The organism is Clostridium sp. AF22-10, assembly GCF_003478725.1.
GTDB classification, from domain to species: domain Bacteria; phylum Bacillota; class Clostridia; order Lachnospirales; family Lachnospiraceae; genus Otoolea; species Otoolea fessa.
Map to the genome: position 1 here is coordinate 186555 of NZ_QUFZ01000002.1, position 21395 is coordinate 207949.

Genomic DNA, 21395 nt, shown 5'->3' on the forward strand with positions numbered 1-21395 from the left:
GTCCCATTTACTAATTTTTTCACTACTCTGCCGGAAGATACGATTCATACAAATCCAAAAGCTCATACGCCCGATCCCGCGTCGAATTTGCCAGCGACGCCGTATACTCGACATTTTCCATCGTGCCGCCCTTGTAGCGCTCCGCCGCCTGTTTCGCCGCCGTATCACGTTCCCGGATCCATCTGCGTTCCAGACCACGCAGCGTGTCTGTCTCCTCGTCTGGAAGCACCGCCATGATTGCCTGATAAATCTGATTTAATTCGGCATCCCAGAGCCGGTACTCATACGCGACCGCCTCCCGCATCGCGTCGGTCGTATTCGCACTTCCCGAATTTTCCAGGTTTTGAATCGTATTCTCGATCTCGCCCAGCCGGTTCCGGTAATCTTCCGCTGTCCGGTCCGAGCCTGCACCTGTCCCGGAGGACGCGCCTCGCGCAGGAGATACAATTCCATTTTCAACCGGGGACACAACCGCCCCTGTATTCACAGAATGATCCGACTCATCGCCCGCGCTCTGCTTCTCTGCCGCCTTAGCAGCCGCCCGATTATCTGCACGTTTTTCCTTTTGTTCACCTAAAGACTGGACAGAAACATCTCCTTCCGCCTGCATACAGGCTCTGTCTTCTGTCCCCACGCTTTCCGCATGCGCCATTTTTTTAGAAGATGGCTCCGGCGCATCCTCCGCCAGACCATTTTCCGCTGCTTCCGCCGCAAATGGTTCCGCCTCATACATCGCCTCCGGTCCGACCGTCAGGCTTCTCTCACTTCCCGCCTGCTCCCGGATATAACGCCGCGTTGCCGCCGTCGTCACAATCCCCAGCACCAGAATCAGACCGAGGGCAGCGATCATTCCTTTATTTTTCAAATTACTCTCAACCGCCTTTGCTATTCCTGTTCACTTGATAATTTTAAAATAGCACATTTAAGACGGTTTGAAAATAGATGATCGAAAGATGTAACATATCGTAAGGGTTGTTATAGTAACTGCTCACAGGTAGGAATTTTCTGAACTGAAAATTCCGTACAATACAGTTCCGGATGCAGATTTTGCCGATTTGGAATGCGAAGCATCGGCAAAATCCTGTTACTGGTCACACATGTGTGAGCAGTAACGAGCTATACCCCCGGATCCACCATCAGCTCGTCCCCATCCGCCGCCGAAGTAGCCAGAAAATCACATCTCTCATTCTCCGGATGTCCATTATGCCCTTTCACCCAGAAAAACGAAATCTGATGGGGTTCCTTGGCAGCGAGCAGGCGTTTCCATAAGTCTACATTCTTAACCTCCTCATTTTTTCCGCGTTTCCAGCCTTTTTTGATCCAGCCCTCGATCCAGTGCTGGTTAAAAGCGTTGACGAGATACTGGGAATCTGAATAGAGTTCGATCTCGCAGGGGCGGTTGAGCGCCTCGAGACCGGCGATGGCTGCCATCAGCTCCATACGGTTGTTCGTAGTTCGTTTGTAGCCGCCGGAAATCTCTTTCGTGTGCAGTTTTCCTGCCGGATCTACATAGTGAATGACGGTTCCAAATCCGCCCGGACCATCTGGATTGCCGCGGGCGGCGCCGTCTGTGTATATAGTTACTTTCAAGTCAGAAATCTCCTTTATGTCTATTATTGAAGCTTAGCGGTCCCACTTATCGCAGAGCGAGTTGATCTGGTCGGCAAAACGTGCCAAATCTTTGTTCGCCCCGCCCTCGTTATGCATAACAACACGGCGCAGGCGGTCGCAGGCTGCCAGCAGGCGGGCAAATACACCAGCCGCTTTCTTCGTTGCTTCGTTCACTGCCGGTTTCTGAATCGGAATACCCTTCGTAACAGTCACGAAGCATCCCTCTTTCAGGTCGTAGGAACTGCCGGAGAACGGAGCCATCGCATTGATGCCGTAAGTCTCCTTGACCGTCTCTGCAAATGCATCGCACACTGTGTCATCGCCGTGTACCACGAAGACCTGGGACGGTTTTTCCATAAAACTGCCAACCCACTCCAAAAGCCCGGTCTCGTCCGCATGGCCGCTGATGCCCTCGATCTTCTCGATCCGTGCTTTGACCTCGATCGACTCACCGAACAGCTTCACTTCCTCGCGTCCCTCAGTAATGCTGCGTCCCAGTGTGCCGACTGCCTGATAGCCAGCAAACAAAATCGTACACTCCGGTCTCCAGAGGTTGTGTTTCAGATGATGGCGGATACGGCCCGCATCACACATGCCGGCTGCCGAGATGATAACCTTCGGTTCCTCGTTGAAGTTGATTGCAACGGAATCGCTGCTGGTGATCGAGAGATGCAGACCCGGGAAAGAAATCGGATTGATGCCCTTTTTTACCAGCTCCTTCGTCTCTTCATTGTAGCAATCCATCATATTGTCCTTGAACACGCCGGTCGCTTCCACCGCCATCGGGCTGTCTAAGTAAACCGGAAATACGCCGTGCCCGGTTACAAGGTTCTTCTCCTTGATAATACGGATGTAATTCAACACTTCCTGCGTTCTGCCGACCGCAAATGCCGGGATCACGACATTGCCGCCCTTATCCAGCGTCTCCTGAATCACGCGGGCAAATTCTTCCACGTGATCGCCTGTATTCTTGTGGAACCGACCGCCGTAAGTGCTCTCCATGACAACATAATCCGCCTGACGGATGTACTGCGGGCTGCGAATGAGTGGCTTGTTTTTGTTACCGATATCACCTGAAAATACAATCTTCTTGGAACAATCGTCTTCCTTCATCCAGATCTCGATCGAAGCCGAACCAAGCAGATGTCCCACATCGACAAACCGAATCTCCAGATTGTCATTCAGACGGATAATCTCATTGTAATTGCAGGGGACAAAGTGATGCAGTACCCCTTCTGCATCGTTCATCGTGTAAATCGGTGTCACCTCCGGTTTTCCGGCACGCATGGCTTTCCGGTTTTTCCACTCCGCTTCTGACTCCTGGATATGGGCGCAATCTTTCAGCATGATATCACACAGATCGCAGGTCGCGCGCGTCGCCATAATCTGTCCGCGGAATCCCCTCGCATAGATAAGCGGAAGCAATCCCACATGATCGATATGGGCGTGCGTCACCAACACATAGTCCACATCCGAATACGGAATCGGAAGTTCTGCATTTTCATACTTGTTGATCCCCTGTTCCATACCGCAGTCAATCAGAATATTCAGCCCGCATGCCTCCAGAAAATGACAGCTGCCTGTAACCTCATGATCCGCACCGATAAATGTAAGCCTCATAAAATCAGCCCCCCTGTTCTGTCGTTTGTGTCTCCGCATACCCCTTGCGGAAAGTGTTTTTGCTATTAGCCTCATTATAACTGATTTCTGACAATTTTGCAATTTCCCCGATAAAGTTTCGATAAAATTTTCATAAAATCACCTTATCTGTCCCACATTCCCATTCCAGACAACGCACCATTTTCCCAACAAGAGCCAGACCTATTCTATTATATAATAATACAGATCATACCCCCATTGCTGTCATTGATGATTTTCTGCAGCGTATCCTGCAGCTTCACCTGGCAGTCCTCAGTGAGCTGGGAGATCTTGGCCTGAATCCCGTCATCGACGATCTGGGCGATTGATTTTCCAAAAATATTGGTTTCCCAGATGCCTTCCTCACCTTTTCCAGCATTCTCCCGGATGTATCGGATCAAATCCTCTGCCTGCTGTTCATTTCCCACAATCGGCGCGATCTCAGTCTCAATCTGCGCTTGATGAGATTGATGGACGGCGCCTGCGCTTTCATTTTGACTCCATATTTATTGCCGTGGCGCACCACCTGCGGCTCATCGAGGACGATCTCCCCGCGTTCCGGCGTGACAACCCCATAGCCCTTCTTGCGCGCCTGCGTGAGCGCCACGGATGCCTTTTCATACTCGCTCTGCATCGACGCCAACCGCTTCAAGGTCTGCATCAGCTGGTACTCGCCCTCGATCGGCATTCCCACATACTCGCTGAGGATCTGATAATAATGCCCGTCGTCCAGCTCGACCACCGCCTGAACGCTGCCATCATCCATTTTCATTGATACAATCCGGATCCGACGGATCGCTTCCCCGGTTTCCTCCGGCAGCGCCAACGCCACATCGCGCATATGTACCGTCCGATCCATCATCCCCCGGACTGCCTGTATGACCTCCGATTTAAGCCAATGGCTGTTTGGCAGAATCTCCAGCCATTTCGGAATCGAAAAATCGATCTCCGTGACCGGGAATTCCAGAAGCACCTGCCCCAGAATCTCCCGGATATCCTCGGCGCGCAACTGCTCACAGTTGACTGGGAGCACCTGCACCTCATATTTTTCGGTCATCCGGGCTGCCAGCGCCCGCGTCTCCTCCGAATATGGTTTCTGCGAGTTTAAAAGCACCAGAAACGGCTTTCCCAGTTTTTTCAGTTCCTGCACGGTCTTCTCTTCCGCCGGAACATAATTCTCCCGTTTCACTCCCCAAAACTGCCGTCCGCCGTAACCACAAGCCCGATCGTCGAATGATCCGTGATGACCTTGCGCGTTCCCAGCTCGGCTGCCGCTGTAAATGGAATCTCCTCCTCATACCACGGCGTCCGCACCATGCGTTCTTTCTCGTTTTCAATATGACCGGCAGCGCCCTCCACCATGAAACCGACGCAGTCGATCAGGCGGACCCGCACCTCCACACCGTCCCCAAGCGAGAGCTTTGCCGCCTCTTTAGGGATAAATTTCGGTTCCGTTGTCATGATCGTTTTCCCCGCCGAAGACTGGGGAAGTTCATCCCGGGCGCGCTCACGGGCATGGACATCTTCCAGCCCCGGAAGGACGAGAAGTTCCATAAAGCGCTTAATAAAGGTCGATTTCCCTGTCCGAACCGGACCAACCACCCCAATATAGATCTCGCCGCCGGTTCGCGCCTGGATATCGCTGTATACATTAAAATGATCCATAAAAATACCCCCTTGGTCTGCTGATACAATGTATTCAGACCATAAGGGGGTTATGAATATTCCCATTTGGAAAGCTCCGGCTCACAGAACATTTTTATTCGCTCAGATAAGCCTTCTTCACTCTCTCATTATTCATCAGTTCTTTCGCATCACCGCTCAGAACGATATTGCCCGTCTCAAGCACATATGCTTTATTGGAAATGGAGAGCGCTTTTTTCGCATTCTGCTCGACCAGAAGAACGGTCACTCCGTCCTTGTTGATTTCCTGGATAATATCGAAAATCTCATTAACATAGAGTGGGGACAGACCCATCGACGGCTCGTCGAGAACGATCAGGCGCGGATGGCTCATGAGGGCGCGTCCCATCGCAAGCATCTGCTGCTCGCCGCCGGACAAAGTTCCGGCAAGCTGGTTCTTGCGCTCTTTCAGACGCGGGAAACGCTTGTAAATCATTTCGATCGTATCTTCAATTTCCTTCTTGTCATTTCTCGTATACGCACCCATTTTCAGGTTCTGGAGAACCGTCAGGGAAGCGAACACACGGCGCCCCTCCGGCACGTGGGCGATTCCCATTGATACCAGCTTATAGCCCGGTACATGGGTAATATCCGTTCCCTCAAATGTGATATTGCCTGCCTTGGACGGCAGCAGACCCGTGATCGTGTGAAGCGTCGTCGTCTTTCCGGCTCCGTTGGCACCGATCAGCGCTACCACATCGCCCTGTTCTACCTCAAAGGAAATTCCCTTGAGTGCCTGTATCACACCATAATATACCTGTAAATCTTTTACTTCCAGCATTGACATACGAAACTTCCCCCTATTCTCCCAGATATGCTTTGATAACTTCTGGATTGCTGAGTACTTCGCTGGTCGGTCCCTCTGCCAGCATATGACCGAAGTTTAAGACCGTCAGGCGCTCGCAGATACCGGAGACCAGCTTCATATCATGCTCAATGAGAAGTACGGTCATATCAAAATGATCGCGCACGAAACGGATCGTCTTCATCAGCTCTGCCGTCTCATTCGGGTTCATGCCGGCTGCCGGCTCGTCAAGAAGCAGAAGCTTCGGCTCGGTCGCCAGCGCTCTGGCGATCTCCAGCTTTCTCTGCTTGCCGTATGGGAGGTTCGATGCCTTATAATCAAACTCTTTGTCGAGGTCAAACACCTTCAAAAGCTCCATCGCGCGCTCATCCATCTCTTTCTCAACCTTGTAATAGGACGGAAGACGCAGAATGCCGCTCAGCGTAGAATATTTATGATGGTTGTGAAGACCAACCTTTACATTGTCAAGCACGCTCAGCTCCTTGAACAGACGGATATTCTGGAAGGTTCTCGCGATGCCTGCCTGATTGATCTGGATTGCCTTGTGACCGGTAATGTCCTTTCCATCCAGCAGAATCCGTCCGCCATCCGGCTTGTACACGCCCGTCAAAAGGTTGAAAATAGTCGTTTTACCAGCGCCGTTCGGTCCAATCAGGCCGTAGAGCTGTCCTTTTTCTATCGTGATGCTGAAATCATCGACCGCTTTCAGACCGCCAAAAGAAATACTTAAATTTTTTACATCCAGCATTGCCATGATTTACGCCTCCCCTTCTGTCTTCTTTTTCCGGAATGATGAAAAGATGCGCCCGCGGACCTCGATCGCCTTCGGACTGGAGGTCAAAAGCATCATTACAATCAGGACGACCGCGTAAATCAGCATACGGTAATTATTGAGGCTTCGAAGCATCTCCGGAAGCAGGGTTAAGATAACCGCCGCGATCATGGAACCACGGATATTTCCGATGCCGCCCAGAACCACAAATACAAGGATCATAATGGACATATTATAACCGAAGCTTTTCGGGGTCGCTGCCAGCGTCGCCAGGTTGTGTGCGTACAGAACGCCTGCCACACCGGCTAAGGAAGCAGAGATGGTAAATGCCATCAGTTTGTATTTCGTGATATTGATACCCACAGACTCTGCCGCAATACGGTTGTCGCGGATCGCCATGATCGCACGGCCTGTCCGGGAATTGATGATATTCAATACAATAAACAGGGTCAGGAGTACCAGGATAATGCCGATCGTAAAGGTCGCCGTCTTCGGTGTACCTGTGATACCCTGTGCACCCTTGATGATCACCTGACCGTCCGCTGCCAGCTTTAAGGAAGCTACATCTTTCATGGAAACGTGGATTCCGTTTCCGTCGATGCCGACGTACAGAACATTGATAATATTTTTAACGATCTCACCGAATGCCAGCGTTACAATCGCCAGATAGTCTCCTTTCAGACGCAGAACCGGAATACCGATGAGGATACCAAATACCGCCGCTACCGCCGCACCGACAAAGAGCGCCAGAATGAAGCGTACCTGGTTGCTTGCGATCAGATTTTTCATGGCATGATTAAAAAATGCACCTGAAAACGCACCCGCACACATGAATCCGGCATGACCCAGACTCAGCTCGCCGAGGATACCAACCGTGAGGTTTAAGGAAACCGCCAAAATCGTATAGGTACAAAGTGGAACCAGAATACCCTTTAAAAGACTGTTTACATGGCCGCCTGCCATCATAATCTGAATCAGAATGTAACAGCCGATTACAATCGCATACGTGATCGCATTCTGAATCCGAATTTTATTTTTATATGCGTTCATTTTAAACACCTGCACTTTCTCTTGCTTATTGCAGTTCATGCACCATCTTGTTTTCACACAGCACTTTCCGTTTCAAAAGTCCCCGGCATGAACCATCGTATAATTTTCTCTATTATACTTTCTCCGTCATCTTCTTGCCGAGAATACCGGTCGGGCGGACCAGAAGCACAATAATCAGGACAGAAAATACGATCGCATCAGAAAGCTGGGAGGAAATGTACGCCTTGGCAAGGTTTTCAATGATACCAAGCAGGATACCGCCGATAAATGCGCCCGGGATCGAACCAATACCGCCAAATACCGCTGCCACGAATGCCTTGATACCCGGCATGGAACCGGTGTACGGAGACAGGGACGGGTATGCCGAGCAGAGCAGCACGCCTGCTACTGCCGCCAGGGCGGAACCAATCGCAAAGGTTACGGAGATCGTGCGGTTTACATTGATACCCATCAAGGTTGCCGCACCGCGGTCCTCAGAAACCGCCAGCATCGCCTGACCCATTTTCGTCTTATTGATAAATGTCATCAGGGCAGCCATAATCACGATACAGCTTAAAATCGTCACGATCGTGACACTGGAGATCGAAAGCTTGCCGCCAGCCAGCTTTAATGCCGGTACAGTAATAACCGATGTAAACTGTCTCGCATTGGAACCAAAAATCAGAAGCGCCACGTTCTGGAGCAGATAACTGACACCGATCGCAGTGATCAGAACTGCCAGCGGTGACGCATCACGCAGCGGTCTGTATGCAACTCGCTCGATCGTAACGCCCAGCACTGTACACACAACCACCGAAGCCAGAATACCCACAACCGGAGAACCGCCCATCGTTGTGACAATCGTAAACACTGTGAAACCGCCTACCATGATGATATCGCCGTGTGCGAAGTTCAGCATGCGCGCGATGCCATAAACCATGGTGTAGCCCAGTGCAATGATCGCATAGACACTTCCCAGACTGATGCCATTGATTAAATAAGAAAGAAAACTCATATGTATACACCTACCTCTTTGTTTCTACGTTTTCGCATTTCCCTGTACACGCATTTCGCTGCACATGTTTACCTGTGACCGAATTTAGCAGAACAAGTATGACCGTCTCGCAGTCTGCAGAAAGCAAACACCTGGTTGCCGTCGCAGGCAAGCATGTGCAGTGAACCGTTTTAAAAAGAAAGCTGTTACTAAATGCCCGGCAGCCATCTGTGCCGCCGGACATCCAGTAGCAGTCCCATCAGAGCTACATACATATAGCCGCAACGGTTCTGAAGTTTTTAAATTTTTAATTACTGCATCATCTCATATTTGCCGTCTTTGATCTCTACAGCTTTCGGCGCTTTCTGCGGCTCGCCTTCTGCCGTCCAGTGCATCTCTGTACCGGTCAGACCATCGATCTGGATCTCAGTCATAGCTGTTTTCAGTGCATCGCAGATATCGGAAGTGCTCATATCTGGTGTGATCTCTGCCTTCTCTGCAGCTGCCTTAATTGCATATACGCCGTCGTAAGCATCTGCTGCGAACTGAAGCGGGTCGATGCCGTAAGCATCACGGTAAGCAGTTACGAAGTCCTGGCTGGACTCCTCGTCTACGGAGAACGGAGTCAGAAGCATCAGACCTTCTGCTAAGGACTTATCAAAGCCATCAACGCTCAGGATACCGTCCATACCATCACAGCCGAAGAACTGCGGATGGAAATCTTTATCGTTTGCCTGTTTCAGGATAACAGATGCCTCCTGATAGTAGATCGGCAGGAATACCAGATCAGCGCCGGACTCTTTTGCTTTATCAAGCTGTACGGAGAAATCGGTATTGTTATCAGATGTAAATGCCTCGCTGGCTACTACCTCCAGACCCTGATTCGGGGCCTCTGCTACGAAGGACTCGCGGATACCATCGGAGTACTCGCTGGAGCTGTCGTAGATGATAGCGATCTTGGTTGCCAGTTTGTGCTCGCCGATGTACTGAGCGGATGCACGTCCCTGATCCGGGTCAGAATAGCATACGCGGAATGCGTTGTCGCCGGAAATACTCTCAACAGCAGATCCGGACGGAGTCAGCTGGAACAGGTTATCTGCTGCTGTCTCTGCTACAACTGCGATACACGGCTTGGAAGTAACGGTACCAAGAAGCATCTGCATGTTCCAGTCTTTTAAGGTATTGTATGCGTTGATCGCCTTCTCCGGATCATTCTCATCATCCTGGAAGTTGAACGCTACCTGGTAACCATTGATACCGCCAGCCTTGTTGATCTCATTGATTGCCAGCTCAGTACCATTCTTTACAGCCTCGCCGTAAGCGCCAGCCGCGCCGGTGATCGGTCCGATGCCGCCGATTTTAAATACTTCGCCGTCAACTCCCTCTGCGCCCTGTGCATCTTCTGCTGCTGATTCAGAAGTGCCCGCATTTCCAGAACCGCCGCAAGCGGTCATAGACATCGCCATCATGGCCGCAAGCCCAAGACTAACTACTCTTTTTTTCATAATATTCTCCTCCAATTCTATGCTGCAATGGAATACAACAACTATTTGAATGAGGCAATTATAAATTTTACCCCTCTAATTGTCAATACAAAAACCACCTAAAAAAGAGGGAATTTAGCAGATTTTCAACTTTTTGCGCTAAATTCTCTCTTTTCCAGATCTTGTAGTTATATTAGATATTCTTACGGGTTATAGTAAACACTTTTTACAAGTTTTGTCCGCCTGACACAGACACCTGCATTTTCCAGAAAAACATAGTAGATCTCATTGCTATTTTTCCGAATTCTATCACTCAAATTCAGAAAAACGGCTGCCGTCTGAATTATCCTTCCCACGGAAGATCGCTCGATTCGATCCGCGGATCGCGCATCATCAGATCCGCCAGCGCCTCTTTCGGAGATTTTCCGTCAAACAGCACCTGATTGACCTGGGAAACGATCGGCATATCGCAGCCGTATTTCTGTGCCAGCAGAAGACCGGCTTTCGCAGAATAAACGCCCTCGACAACCATCTGCACTTCCTTCATCGCCTCATCCATCGTGTATCCCTTTCCAATCAGGATACCCGCCCGGCGGTTGCGGCTGTGCATGCTCGCACAGGTTACGATCAAATCACCGATGCCGGATAATCCGTAGAAGGTCTGCTGTTTTCCGCCCATTGCAATACCCAGACGGGCAATCTCCGCAATTCCGCGGGTGATCAGTGCCGCCTTCGTGTTATCGCCGCATCCCAGCCCATCCGCTGTACCGGCTGCCAGCGCAATGACATTTTTAAGAGCCGCGCCAATTTCCACGCCCAGCATGTCCGGGCTGGTGTAAATGCGGAACACCGGACTCATGAACACACTCTGCATGAACTCGGCAGTCTTTTTGCGGTGCGCCGCTGCCACACAGGTAGTCGGAAGTCCCCGGCTCACCTCCTCGGCATGGCTCGGTCCGGAAAGGACGGCTACCTCCGCCAGCGGAAGTTCCTCCTCGATGACCTGTGACATCGTCATAAGACTCTGCTCCTCGATTCCCTTCGCCACATCCACGACAATCTGACCGTAACGCAGGTATTCCTTCATCTTCGCCGCCGTACTGCGGACATAGACGGACGGAACCGCCATAATCAGCATATCCTTCTCCGCCATCGCGGTGCGCAGATCAGCTGTCATCTGGATCTGATCCGGAAGTACAACCTCCGGCAGATTTTTGTGCCGTCTGGTGCGGCTCATTTCCTGGATCTCTGTATCAAATGCGGACCAGATTGTCACATCCTGCCCATTATTGTTCAGAAGCACCGCCAGGGCTGTGCCCCAGGTTCCGGCTCCGATAATTCCTACTGCTGCCATCCTGATACCTCCCGACCTGCTTTTCTCTCTTCTTCTCTCTACAGGTCAATGTTATTTGGAAATTTTTATACATTCCCACTACTTATGACGTTACTGTTCATGCATACGTGCCCAGTAACGGAATTTGCCGTGGCTTCGCATTTAAATACGGCAAATTCCTGCTGCCACCACGTTTTCTTACGGCACTTTCGGTTCCAAAAGTGCCCACCTGTGAACAATTACCTTATGGCAACTATGTAAAGTGTTGCTAAACTTCTTTCATGATTTCTTCGCGCCCAGTTTGTTTTCTGTGCCGGACAACAGACGCCCAATATTGCTCCGATGGCGCCAGATCGCCATGCACATCAGAATCGCGCCCAGTGCATAGAACTGGATGCGGTTCGGCGTGCTTACCCGGTAGGAACCCATGCTCTCAAAGATCACAAGCTCTGCAAAAAAGGTGATCGACACAAGAATCGAACCAAGCGATACATAGCGGGTCAGGAACACCGTTACGGAGAAAATCACGAAACAGGTCAGCGTAATCCGCAGATCCATCGCTGTCATGATGCCCGCCATGCAGGCAATTCCCTTGCCTCCCTTGAATTTCAGGTAAAACGGGAAATTGTGACCGAGTGTGACTCCCAGACCCGCATACAATGCAAGAAGATCCACATCCGCATTTCCCTTAAACAGCAGACGGCAGACTGCCATTGCAAACACCGCCTTGAAAAAGTCCCCTAAAAATACGATCGCGCCCGCTTTCTTTCCCATCACACGCAGGACGTTCGTAGAACCGGCATTTCCGCTGCCGTACTGGCGGATATCCATATGATTTGCCTTTCCATACAGATAGCCGGACTGGATCAGACCAAAGATATAGCCAATCACAATACAGATGAGACGTTCCATTATTGATCCTTCCCCTTTCTCTCGCGGATCAGGAATTTTAAGGAAGTTCCCTTGAATCCGAATGCGTCACGGATCTTGTTCTCGAGATACCGTGTATATGAGAAATGCATCAGTTCCTTATCATTGACAAACACAACGAATGTCGGCGGTTTGACCGCTACCTGTGTCATATAGTAGAGCTTTAAACGCTTGCCCTTGTCAGACGGCGGCTGCTGCAGTGCCACTGCCTCTGCCAGGATCTCATTGAGAACGCCGGTTGCAATACGCAGTGTCTGATTTTCGCGCACCATGTCGATCATCTCAAACAGCTTATTCATACGCTGTCCGGTCAGTGCGGATACGAACACGAACTCCGCATACGGAATAAAGGACAGAACGGTCTTAATCTTATTGGTGTACTCATAAATAGTCTTATCGGTCTTATCGATCGCATCCCATTTATTTACCACGATGATAATACCTTTTCCACGCTCATGTGCGATACCGGCAATCTTTGCATCCTGCTCGGTTACTCCCTCTTTCGCATCGATGACCATCAGAACCACATCAGCCCTCTCAACCGCCGTTACGGTACGGATGATGCTGTAGCGCTCCAGCTCCTCCTTGATCTTGCTCTTGCGGCGCAGACCTGCCGTATCGATAAAGACATATTCGGTACCGTTGCGGACAATCTCTGTATCGACTGCATCGCGGGTCGTACCGGCGATATCCGATACGATGACGCGGTTCTCGCCCAGAAGCTTATTTATAATAGAAGATTTACCTACGTTTGGTTTTCCGACAATCGCCACTCTCGGACGGTCATCCTCTTCCTCGTCACCGCTTCCCTCCGGGAAATGTGCCACGACTTCATCCAGCAGATCGCCCAGTCCCAGACGGGAGGCTGCCGAGATCGCTACCGGATCACCGATACCGAGGTTGTAGAACTCATAGACATCATTGCCAAATTTCGCCGGATTGTCTACTTTATTGACCGCCAGAACAACCGGTTTTCTCGATTTACGCAGCATATCCGCCACCTTGGAATCCGAATCGGTCATGCCCTGACGCACATCTACGATAAACAGGATCACATCCGCCGTCGCGATCGCGATCTCCGCCTGCTCACGCATCTGGGACAGGATAATATCCTTCGTATCCGGCTCGATACCGCCAGTATCGATCAGGGTAAAAGCATGGTCTAACCAGGTACAGTCCGCGTAAATACGGTCACGCGTTACACCTGGAGTATCTTTTACAATCGAAATCATATCGCCCGCAAGGACGTTGAAAAGGGTGGATTTTCCCACGTTTGGACGTCCAACGACCGCCACCACCGGTTTCTTTTTCATATTTATGCCTCCATTTATTTTCATGCTCCGCAGCTGGTTTGTAAATCCACAGCTGCTATTTTTATTGTCCAGTTACTTGTTTCATTCATTGTGATGCATTTCACATCCAGACGCTTTCTTTCTGTGTGTCCGAAAGCACGTTTTCCTCTGTATTTCCAGCCATCACGTTTCTTTCTCATCCTCCAGATCTGAGTCTTCCTCTTCAAAACAAACGACTTCGTCCGGGGCATCCTAATCCAGGTCTTCCGGCTCATATGCGTACACCTGTACGCCATCCAGATCTTCTTCCTGCCAGTTATCATCCATCTGAGCGGCAAATTCCTCCGGATCCGGCTCATACTCGCCATGCCTGGAGCTTTCCTCCTTCACAGGAGCCAGAATTGCTTCCACAAAATCACGTCCGCTTGATTTTACAATATCCACCGGAACTTGTAAAGCATTTTGTACATCCGTGCGGGTCAGATCATCCAGAAATGTCTCCTCGCCGCTTCGGAACATGGCGCTTGGAAGCAGCAGGCGGCTGCCAAGCGGCTGTTCCTTTAACTGTGCAATCAGATCCTTTGCCGTGATCAGCCCCGCCACCGTGATCCGCTCACCAAAGAAGTCATTGCGGATCGCATATACATGTACCTTTTTCCCCGGGAACTGGCGGCACACGCGCTCTACATACTGCTCAATATACGGGGCAGCCAGCCGTCCCGTTGCAATCGAAATCTCCTCCGGGCACACCTCGCCAGCCTCTCCCGGATGCAGCTGCTCCAGCGCCTCGGCTATCTCCTCCTCCATCAGGCGAATCATGCCGACCCCATTTTCCAGCTGGATATAGCCATCATAGCGATCCGCTTCCGGAAGCGGGCGCCCGGCGCCCATGTAAAACTCATCGCTGGCGTGAATGAAGTGAATACCGTGTTCCGCATAGATCTTCTTCTGCCATTTCTCTATCAAATCAATGGTATCGCCCAACTGCTCCGGTGTAAACGGCTCAAGCGGATACAGACCATCGCGGTACTTCGAGAGACCGACCGGCACGACCGAAACACTCTGCATCGCCGGAATGTATTTCGTCAGATCACGGATCGAACGGTCTAACTCCGCCCCGTCATTGACGCCCCGGCATAAAACGATCTGACCATTCATCGGGATATCCGCCTCATACAGGCGGTCGATTTTCTGGAGTGCCTCACCGGCAAAGCGGTTATGAAGCATCTTGCAGCGCAGCTCCGGATTCGTCGTCTGCACTGAAATATTGATCGGCGCCAGCTTAAACCGGATAATCCGCTCAATATCCTTATCCTTCATATTCGTCAGCGTGATATAGTTGCCCTGCAGGAACGAAAGTCTGGAATCATCGTCCTTAAAATACAGTGTCTCACGCATGCCCGGCGGCATCTGGTCGATGAAACAGAAGATGCACTTATTCCTGCAGGAACGATAATCGCTCATCAGACCATTTTCAAAGGTAATCCCCAGATCCTGATACTCATTTACGATATCCAGTTCCCACTCCTCGCCGTTCTTCTTGCGGACCAGCAGCGTAATCTCCTCACTGTTTATCTTATATTCATAATCAAAAATATCCTCTATCTCATCTCCATCGATCGTCAGAAGGACGTCCCCCGGCTCCAGCTCCATTTCCTCCGCAATCGAGCCCGGATCGACCGATTTTATCAGATGACCTTTTTTCATTTATAAAATCCTCATTTCAAATATTTTTAAACCCTAAGAATCCAGTATTATATTAACAGTAATCAGCTTTTTTGTAAAGTTGTGCTTCTGATTCGCAGATGTGGATTTTTTCAAAAGCAAGCCAAATATTTGATTTTTTTTGTAATTTTCTCATTTGCTATTGACGTTTCTTATCGTAAAATGGTATAAAATAGTTGTATTATGTCCTGCAAATGGCAGACAAACTTGTACGCTCTGCCCGCATGCATCGAAGGACCTACACTGTTTGGAGGTATAATCATGTCGAATGACTACGTGTTTAATGACACGCTTCCGGTTGCGCCGCTTAAAATTGCCGCACTGGAGAGCTGCCGGGATCTGGCTGAGAAAGTCAACTCCCACATTATCAATTTCCGCCGCAACGATATTGAAGTCCTGAAAAAACGTCAGGAAAATTTACAGTACCGCGGCTATGATGCTGATTCCTACATGCTTGACTGCGCGTGCCCGCGTTTCGGAAGCGGTGAAGCAAAAGGCATCGTCAATGAGTCTGTCCGTGGTACCGATATTTACGCCATGGTCGATGTAACCAACTACAGCCTGACCTACAAAATGAGCGGATTTACCAATCATATGTCCCCGGACGACCATTACCAGGATTTAAAACGTATCATCGGCGCATCCATTGCTACCGCACATCGTGTCAATGTTATCATGCCGTTCTTATATGAAGGACGCCAGCACAAGCGCAGCGGTCGTGAATCCCTTGACTGCGCGATGATGCTCGAAGAACTGATTCAGATGGGCGTAAGCAACATCATTACTTTCGATGCACATGACCCGCGTGTACAGAACTCCATTCCGTTAAGCGGTTTTGATAATTTCATGCCGACCTACCAGTTTATCAAGGCATTACTGAACCATGACAAAACCTTAAAGATCGACAAGGACAACCTGATGGTTATCAGCCCGGACGAGGGCGCTATGTCCCGCGCCGTATATCTGGCAAACAACCTGGGTGTTGACATGGGTATGTTCTACAAACGCCGCGATTACTCCCGTGTTGTCAATGGACGTAACCCAATCGTTGCCCATGAGTTCTTAGGTTCTTCCGTTGAAGGAAAGACCGTTCTCATCATCGATGACATGATCTCCTCCGGCGAGAGCATGCTGGACACCTGCCGCGCCCTCAAAGAGCGCAAGGCAAAACGCGTCGTTGTATGCGCTACCTTCGGTCTGTTCACCAACGGACTTGAGAAATTCGACGAATTTTCGCAAAAGGTTACCTCGACTGCGTCGTAACCACCAACTTAAACTACCACACGCCGGAACTTCTTAAACGTGACTGGTATGTAGAAGCTGATATGAGCAAGTTTATCGCTGCAATCATCAACTCCCTGAACCATAACGTATCTCTGGAGAACGCACTGACTCCGACTGCGAAGATCCAGAAGCTGATTAAGCGGTATAACGAGGGACAGATGTAATGAGAATTGACGGCTGATAAACGGCTGTAAATTTCAAAAAACTCCTGCATACACAGATGAATGTTCATTCTGTGTATGCAGGAGCTTTTTCTAATTAATCTACTCAAACCGCGATTTGCAATTCAATCCATCCCCATCACAAATTCACCTTCTCCCAACCTCTCTCCAAATACCCATTCATCTTCCGTTTCAGTTCCTGATTCTCCTCCGCCTCCAACAGCGGATCTTTATCCATTAATTTCTTCACTTCATCCGAAACTGCCTTCAATATATCTGCATCTGCAAATATATCCGCTAAATGGAATTCGAGATCGCCGCTCTGGCGGACGCCGAAGAGGTCTCCGGGACCGCGCAGTTTTAAGTCTTCGGAGGCGATGTAGAAGCCGTCGTTTGACTTATTGAGAATATCCAGCCGCTTTCCGGCGTCTTCCTCGCCGGAGGCGTTGACCATGATGCAGTAGGACTGATCTTTTCCTCGACCGACGCGCCCGCGGAGCTGATGGAGCTGCGCCAGACCGAAACGCTCGGCATTTTCGATCATCATAACGGTGGCATTCGGGACATTGATTCCGACCTCGATGACCGTAGTGGATACCAGCACATGAATCTCATTTGCCGCAAATGCTTCCATGATCGCATTTTTTTCTTTTCCCTTCATCTTTCCGTGCAGATATTCCACCCGGATCGACGGGGACAGGGCGCGGCGCAGCTCTTCGGTATAATCGATGACGTTCTCTGCCTCCAGCATCTCGCTCGGCTCGACCATCGGGCAGATGACGTATGCTTGACGGCCGGCACGGACTTCATTTTCGATGAAACGGTAGGCATTCGGGCGAAATTCACGGTTCACGACACAGTTCTTGATCGGCTGCCGGTTTGCCGGAAGTTCATCGATGATGGAAATATCAAGATCCCCATATAAAATAATCGCCAGCGTCCGCGGGATCGGCGTCGCACTCATGACAAGCACATGCGGCTCGCCGCCTTTTTTGCTCAGCATTTCCCGCTGTGCCACTCCAAAACGGTGCTGTTCATCCGTGATTACCAATGCCAGATTGTCGTACACCACTTTTTCCTGAATCAGCGCGTGGGTTCCAATCACGATATCTGCCTCATGATTTTCAATCGACTCTCTGGCAAGCCGTTTTTCCTTCGCTGTCATCGAACCGGTCAGAAGCACCAGACGATATGTGATTCCCAGCGACGCAAACAATTCGGTCATCGACTCGTAATGCTGGCGCGCCAGTACCTCCGTCGGCACCATCAGCGCCCCCTGATATCCATTTGCCGCCGCCTGCAGCAACGCCAGAATCGCCACAATCGTCTTACCCGAACCAACGTCGCCCTGAATCAATCGGGTCATGATATGCCCGCCGGACAAATCGGCGTACACCTCCCGGATTACCTTTTTCTGTGCCCCGGTCAGAGCATATGGGAGGCGCTCTTCCACCGACGCCATTTCCCCAGAAAACGTAAATGGATATGCGCTCTTTTTATCTTCTTTTTTGTCTTTGAGCAGGCGCACTGACATCAGGAACATGAAAAATTCATCAAACACAAGACGTTTCCGGGAAAACATCAGTTCTTCCCGGTTTGCCGGAAAATGGATGTGCTCCAGCGCATAGTTGATTTCCGCCAATCCGTACTTTTCCCGCAGACCAGCCGGCAGATATTCCCGTTCCATCTGGCGCATCGTGAGGGCTTCCGTGACTGCCTTTGCGATCGTCTTATTGCCAAGTCCCTTCGTCTGTCCGTAAACCGGCTGCATAGACGACACGACTTTCGCATACTGTTCCGGGCGGTAGATCTCCGGCTGCTCCATCGTAAGTCTTCCCCGTTTTTTTACCACACGGCCACGGAAAATAAAGCGTTCCCCCGCCTTGAGCGTCCCGCGCAGATAGCATATTGTACCATGCCAGCGCCAGTGTGCCTCCGCTATCCCGCAATCCAGCCGTCGTAACCTGCAGGCGCGCTCCATACCGCACCACATCCGCCGTTTTTGCCAGGATTCCGCCGACTGCCGCGATCGTATCTTCCTTCAGTTCCGCGATCGGCTGCGGTTCCTTAAACTCATCATAAGCACGCGGATAATAATGAAGCAGTTCTTCCACCGTTTCCACGCCTATTTTTTGAAATAGCTTTGCCGTCTTTTCACCGATGCCCTTGACAGCGGTTATATTCTGCTGTTCCATTTATCTCCTCCTGCTTTTCAGAATATTCTCCGGAAAATCAGCCACGCGGACAGTTACCGGACAAAAAATCCGGGAATACATTGGAATGAAAGAGAGGCAGGACGCAGGGATCTCTCCCCTGACCTGCCTCATTTCATACTTATGAATTATTTTGTTTTATACGTCAAATGTTTTATCTGCGCCATCACATAGAAAATTCATTTTCTCGTTATCTGCATTTTCTCAGCCAATAGTGCAGATTCATTTAACGCATTTCAATCACTTTAAACGACCTAAATCTACTCTACCGAAATCATATAATAGTAAATCGGCTGCCCGCCATTCTGGCATTCAAATTCGCAGGATGTAAATTCTTTGCGGGCTTTCTCACAGAATGCCTCTGCGTCCTCTTCCGTGACATCCTCACCATAATAGATCGTCACAAGCTCAGACTCATCATCTACCATCTTACGAAGTGACTCCATCGCGGTCTCCTCGATATTCTTGCCAACTGCCAGCATGCCGCTGTCGCCGATCCCCATGATATCGCCCTCTGCGATCTCCATACCATCGATCGATGTATTGCGGACTGCGTAGGTAATCTGACCGGTCTTAACGTGGCTCATCTCCTCGGTCATCTGTTCCATATTTTCTTCCACCGTCAGATCCGGAGCAAAATTAATCAGCGCCGTGATACCCTGCGGAACCGTCTTGGACGGAACTACATATACCTTGGTATCTTCTGACAGGCTCTTTGCCTGCTCTGCCGCCAGAATAATATTTTTATTGTTCGGCAGAATGTAAACTGTCTCGGCATGGACTTTTTCGATTGCTTCCAGCATATCCTCCGTACTCGGATTCATCGTTTGTCCCCCCTCGATGATATAGTCAGCGCCGATACCCTTGAAAATCTCAGAAAGACCTTCTCCGACCGATACGGCGATAAATCCATATTTCTTGCGTGGTTCTTCCTTCTTCTCTTTGGCTTCTTCTTCTGCCTTCTGCTGTGCCGCCAGACGTTCGGAATCTTTGATCAGTTTCTCCTGATGTTCCTCGCGCATATTGTCAATCTTGATGCGGGACAGGGAACCGTAGGTCAGTGCCTTCTGAATCGCCAGACCTGGATCGTTTGTATGAACGTGAATCTTGACAATATCATCATCTGCCACAACTACCAGGGAGTCGCCGATCGTGCTCAGATAATCTTTCAGTTCCTGCTCTGTCGTCTCATCCGCCGGTTTTTCTGCATTGATAATAAATTCCGTACAATAACCAAAACGGATATCCGCTGCCTGCGTGCTTCCGGCGCCTGTTGCTGTTTTTGCCGCTCCATTTCCCGATACAGACGGAGTAACTGCCGCGTCGATATCCACGACTTTTCCTTTTAAGCCCTCAATACAGCCCTTGATAACCTGAATCAGACCCTGTCCGCCAGAATCCACTACACCTGCCTCTTTCAGAACCGGAAGCATCTCCGGTGTCTGGCTTAAAACATATTCGCCGTACTCCAATACTTTCTCTGAAAATTCAAGTACGTCCTCGGTCTGCGGTGCCAGTTCTGCCGCTTTATCCGCCATTCCCTTGGCAACAGTCAGAATCGTACCTTCCTTCGGCTTCATAACTGCCTTATAAGCTGTCTCCGTCGCACGGTTAAATGCGTCTGAGAGAACACTCGTCGTAATGACATCTACCGTCTTAATCTCTTTCGTAAATCCGCGGAAGAGCTGTGAAAGGATAACGCCGGAATTGCCTCGTGCGCCACGCAGGGAACCGGAGGAAATCGCTCTTGCTAACGCCTCCATCGTCGGATTTTCAACGGCTGCCACTTCTCTGGCGGCTGACAGAATCGTCATCGTCATGTTCGTACCGGTATCTCCATCTGGAACAGGAAATACGTTCAGCTCATTGATCCATTCCTTGTTGGCCTCCAGGCCTTTTGCTCCAGCCAGAAATGCATTCTTTAACATCCCGGCATCTATATAATTCATGCCCACAGGGTTTGTTCCTCCTTAATCTATCACTCTTACGCCTTCAACATAAATGCTGATTTTCTCAACCTTCATGCCAGTAAACTCTTCTACTTTATATTTTACACTCTCGATCAGGTTGTCCGCAACGGTAGAGATGCTGACCCCGTATGCCACGATTACGTGGAAATCGATGCTGAGTGCATTGTCCTTGATGGCTACGTTGATGCCGTGTGTCAGGCTTTCTCTTTTAAGCAGTCTTACCAGACCATCTTTCATACTGACAGCCGCCATGCCAACGATACCGAAGCATTCTACTGCTGTCGTTCCGGCGTACATTGCAATTACTTCCGGATCGATCTGGATCGAACCCATTTTATTGTCGATGCGTCCTTTCATATTGACAGCCTCCGTTTCTTTACTTGTTTTTGTTTGATTCGAATTTTATGCCATGATTTTTTACGGGCTGGACATGCGGAGCCTGAGCGGCTCCTGTGTCGGCGCGTGGGATGA

At 50.1% G+C, this 21395-nt stretch carries 14 protein-coding genes and 3 pseudogenes; 1 reads left to right on the top strand and 16 read right to left on the bottom strand.

The window, feature by feature from the left end; translation table 11 throughout:
• Positions 1–22: 22 nt before the first annotated feature.
• The 13 genes and pseudogenes from DWX91_RS02325 to DWX91_RS02385 form a co-directional block, all read right to left on the bottom strand.
• Complete coding sequence (locus DWX91_RS02325; RefSeq protein ID WP_118472309.1) at positions 23–865, bottom strand: lysozyme inhibitor LprI family protein; 843 nt, start codon at positions 863–865, stop codon at positions 23–25.
• 251 nt (positions 866–1116) lie between these two features.
• A complete protein-coding gene (gene rnhA, locus DWX91_RS02330; protein ID WP_022359619.1) occupies positions 1117–1590 on the bottom strand; it encodes a ribonuclease HI in 474 nt (157 codons plus the stop codon).
• Positions 1591–1623: 33 nt separating this feature from the next.
• Complete coding sequence (locus DWX91_RS02335; RefSeq protein WP_118472308.1) at positions 1624–3231, bottom strand: MBL fold metallo-hydrolase RNA specificity domain-containing protein; 1608 nt, start codon at positions 3229–3231, stop codon at positions 1624–1626.
• A gap of 209 nt (positions 3232–3440) precedes the next feature.
• Positions 3441–4914, bottom strand: a pseudogene (spoIVA, locus tag DWX91_RS02340) (stage IV sporulation protein A).
• Between the two features lie 94 nt (positions 4915–5008).
• Positions 5009–5719: an ABC transporter ATP-binding protein gene (locus DWX91_RS02345; protein WP_022359704.1), complete on the bottom strand. Its 711-nt coding sequence runs from the start codon at positions 5717–5719 to the stop codon at positions 5009–5011.
• A gap of 13 nt (positions 5720–5732) precedes the next feature.
• Complete coding sequence (locus DWX91_RS02350; protein ID WP_022359705.1) at positions 5733–6491, bottom strand: ABC transporter ATP-binding protein; 759 nt, start codon at positions 6489–6491, stop codon at positions 5733–5735.
• A 3-nt stretch (positions 6492–6494) separates the two neighbouring features.
• The gene (locus tag DWX91_RS02355; protein ID WP_106999829.1) at positions 6495–7559 is read right to left on the bottom strand and encodes a branched-chain amino acid ABC transporter permease; all 1065 of its coding nucleotides are present in this window, start codon (positions 7557–7559) and stop codon (positions 6495–6497) included.
• Positions 7560–7671: 112 nt separating this feature from the next.
• Positions 7672–8553 carry a branched-chain amino acid ABC transporter permease gene (locus tag DWX91_RS02360; RefSeq protein WP_022359707.1) on the bottom strand — a complete coding sequence of 294 codons (882 nt, stop codon included), beginning with the start codon at positions 8551–8553 and terminating at the stop codon, positions 7672–7674.
• A 290-nt stretch (positions 8554–8843) separates the two neighbouring features.
• Positions 8844–10037, bottom strand: a complete 1194-nt coding sequence (locus DWX91_RS02365; protein ID WP_118472306.1) for an ABC transporter substrate-binding protein — start codon at positions 10035–10037, stop codon at positions 8844–8846.
• 322 nt (positions 10038–10359) lie between these two features.
• Entirely contained in the window at positions 10360–11370 is a 1011-nt protein-coding gene (locus DWX91_RS02370; protein WP_118472305.1) for an NAD(P)H-dependent glycerol-3-phosphate dehydrogenase, read from the bottom strand.
• A gap of 258 nt (positions 11371–11628) precedes the next feature.
• Complete coding sequence (gene plsY / locus DWX91_RS02375; protein ID WP_022359710.1) at positions 11629–12261, bottom strand: glycerol-3-phosphate 1-O-acyltransferase PlsY; 633 nt, start codon at positions 12259–12261, stop codon at positions 11629–11631.
• Positions 12261–13592 (bottom strand): ribosome biogenesis GTPase Der, encoded by a 1332-nt coding sequence (der, locus tag DWX91_RS02380; protein ID WP_118472304.1) that lies wholly within the window; start codon positions 13590–13592, stop codon positions 12261–12263. The genes plsY and der overlap by 1 nt, the downstream gene beginning before the upstream one ends.
• 231 nt (positions 13593–13823) lie before the next feature.
• Positions 13824–15278, bottom strand: a complete 1455-nt coding sequence (locus tag DWX91_RS02385) for a DUF512 domain-containing protein (RefSeq protein ID WP_118467626.1) — start codon at positions 15276–15278, stop codon at positions 13824–13826.
• Positions 15279–15557: 279 nt separating this feature from the next.
• On the opposite strand from DWX91_RS02385, the pseudogene DWX91_RS02390 reads away from it, so the two are divergent.
• A pseudogene (locus DWX91_RS02390) lies at positions 15558–16744 on the top strand (ribose-phosphate pyrophosphokinase).
• 136 nt (positions 16745–16880) lie between these two features.
• Here the strand turns inward: DWX91_RS02390 and recG are convergent.
• The 3 genes and pseudogenes from recG to DWX91_RS02405 all read right to left on the bottom strand — a co-directional run bounded on the left by recG (position 16881) and on the right by DWX91_RS02405 (position 21281).
• Positions 16881–18936: pseudogene (gene recG, locus DWX91_RS02395) on the bottom strand (ATP-dependent DNA helicase RecG).
• 278 nt (positions 18937–19214) lie between these two features.
• Positions 19215–20909: a DAK2 domain-containing protein gene (locus DWX91_RS02400; RefSeq protein ID WP_118472302.1), complete on the bottom strand. Its 1695-nt coding sequence runs from the start codon at positions 20907–20909 to the stop codon at positions 19215–19217.
• A 15-nt stretch (positions 20910–20924) separates the two neighbouring features.
• A complete protein-coding gene (locus DWX91_RS02405; protein WP_022359718.1) occupies positions 20925–21281 on the bottom strand; it encodes an Asp23/Gls24 family envelope stress response protein in 357 nt (118 codons plus the stop codon).
• Positions 21282–21395: the final 114 nt, after the last annotated feature.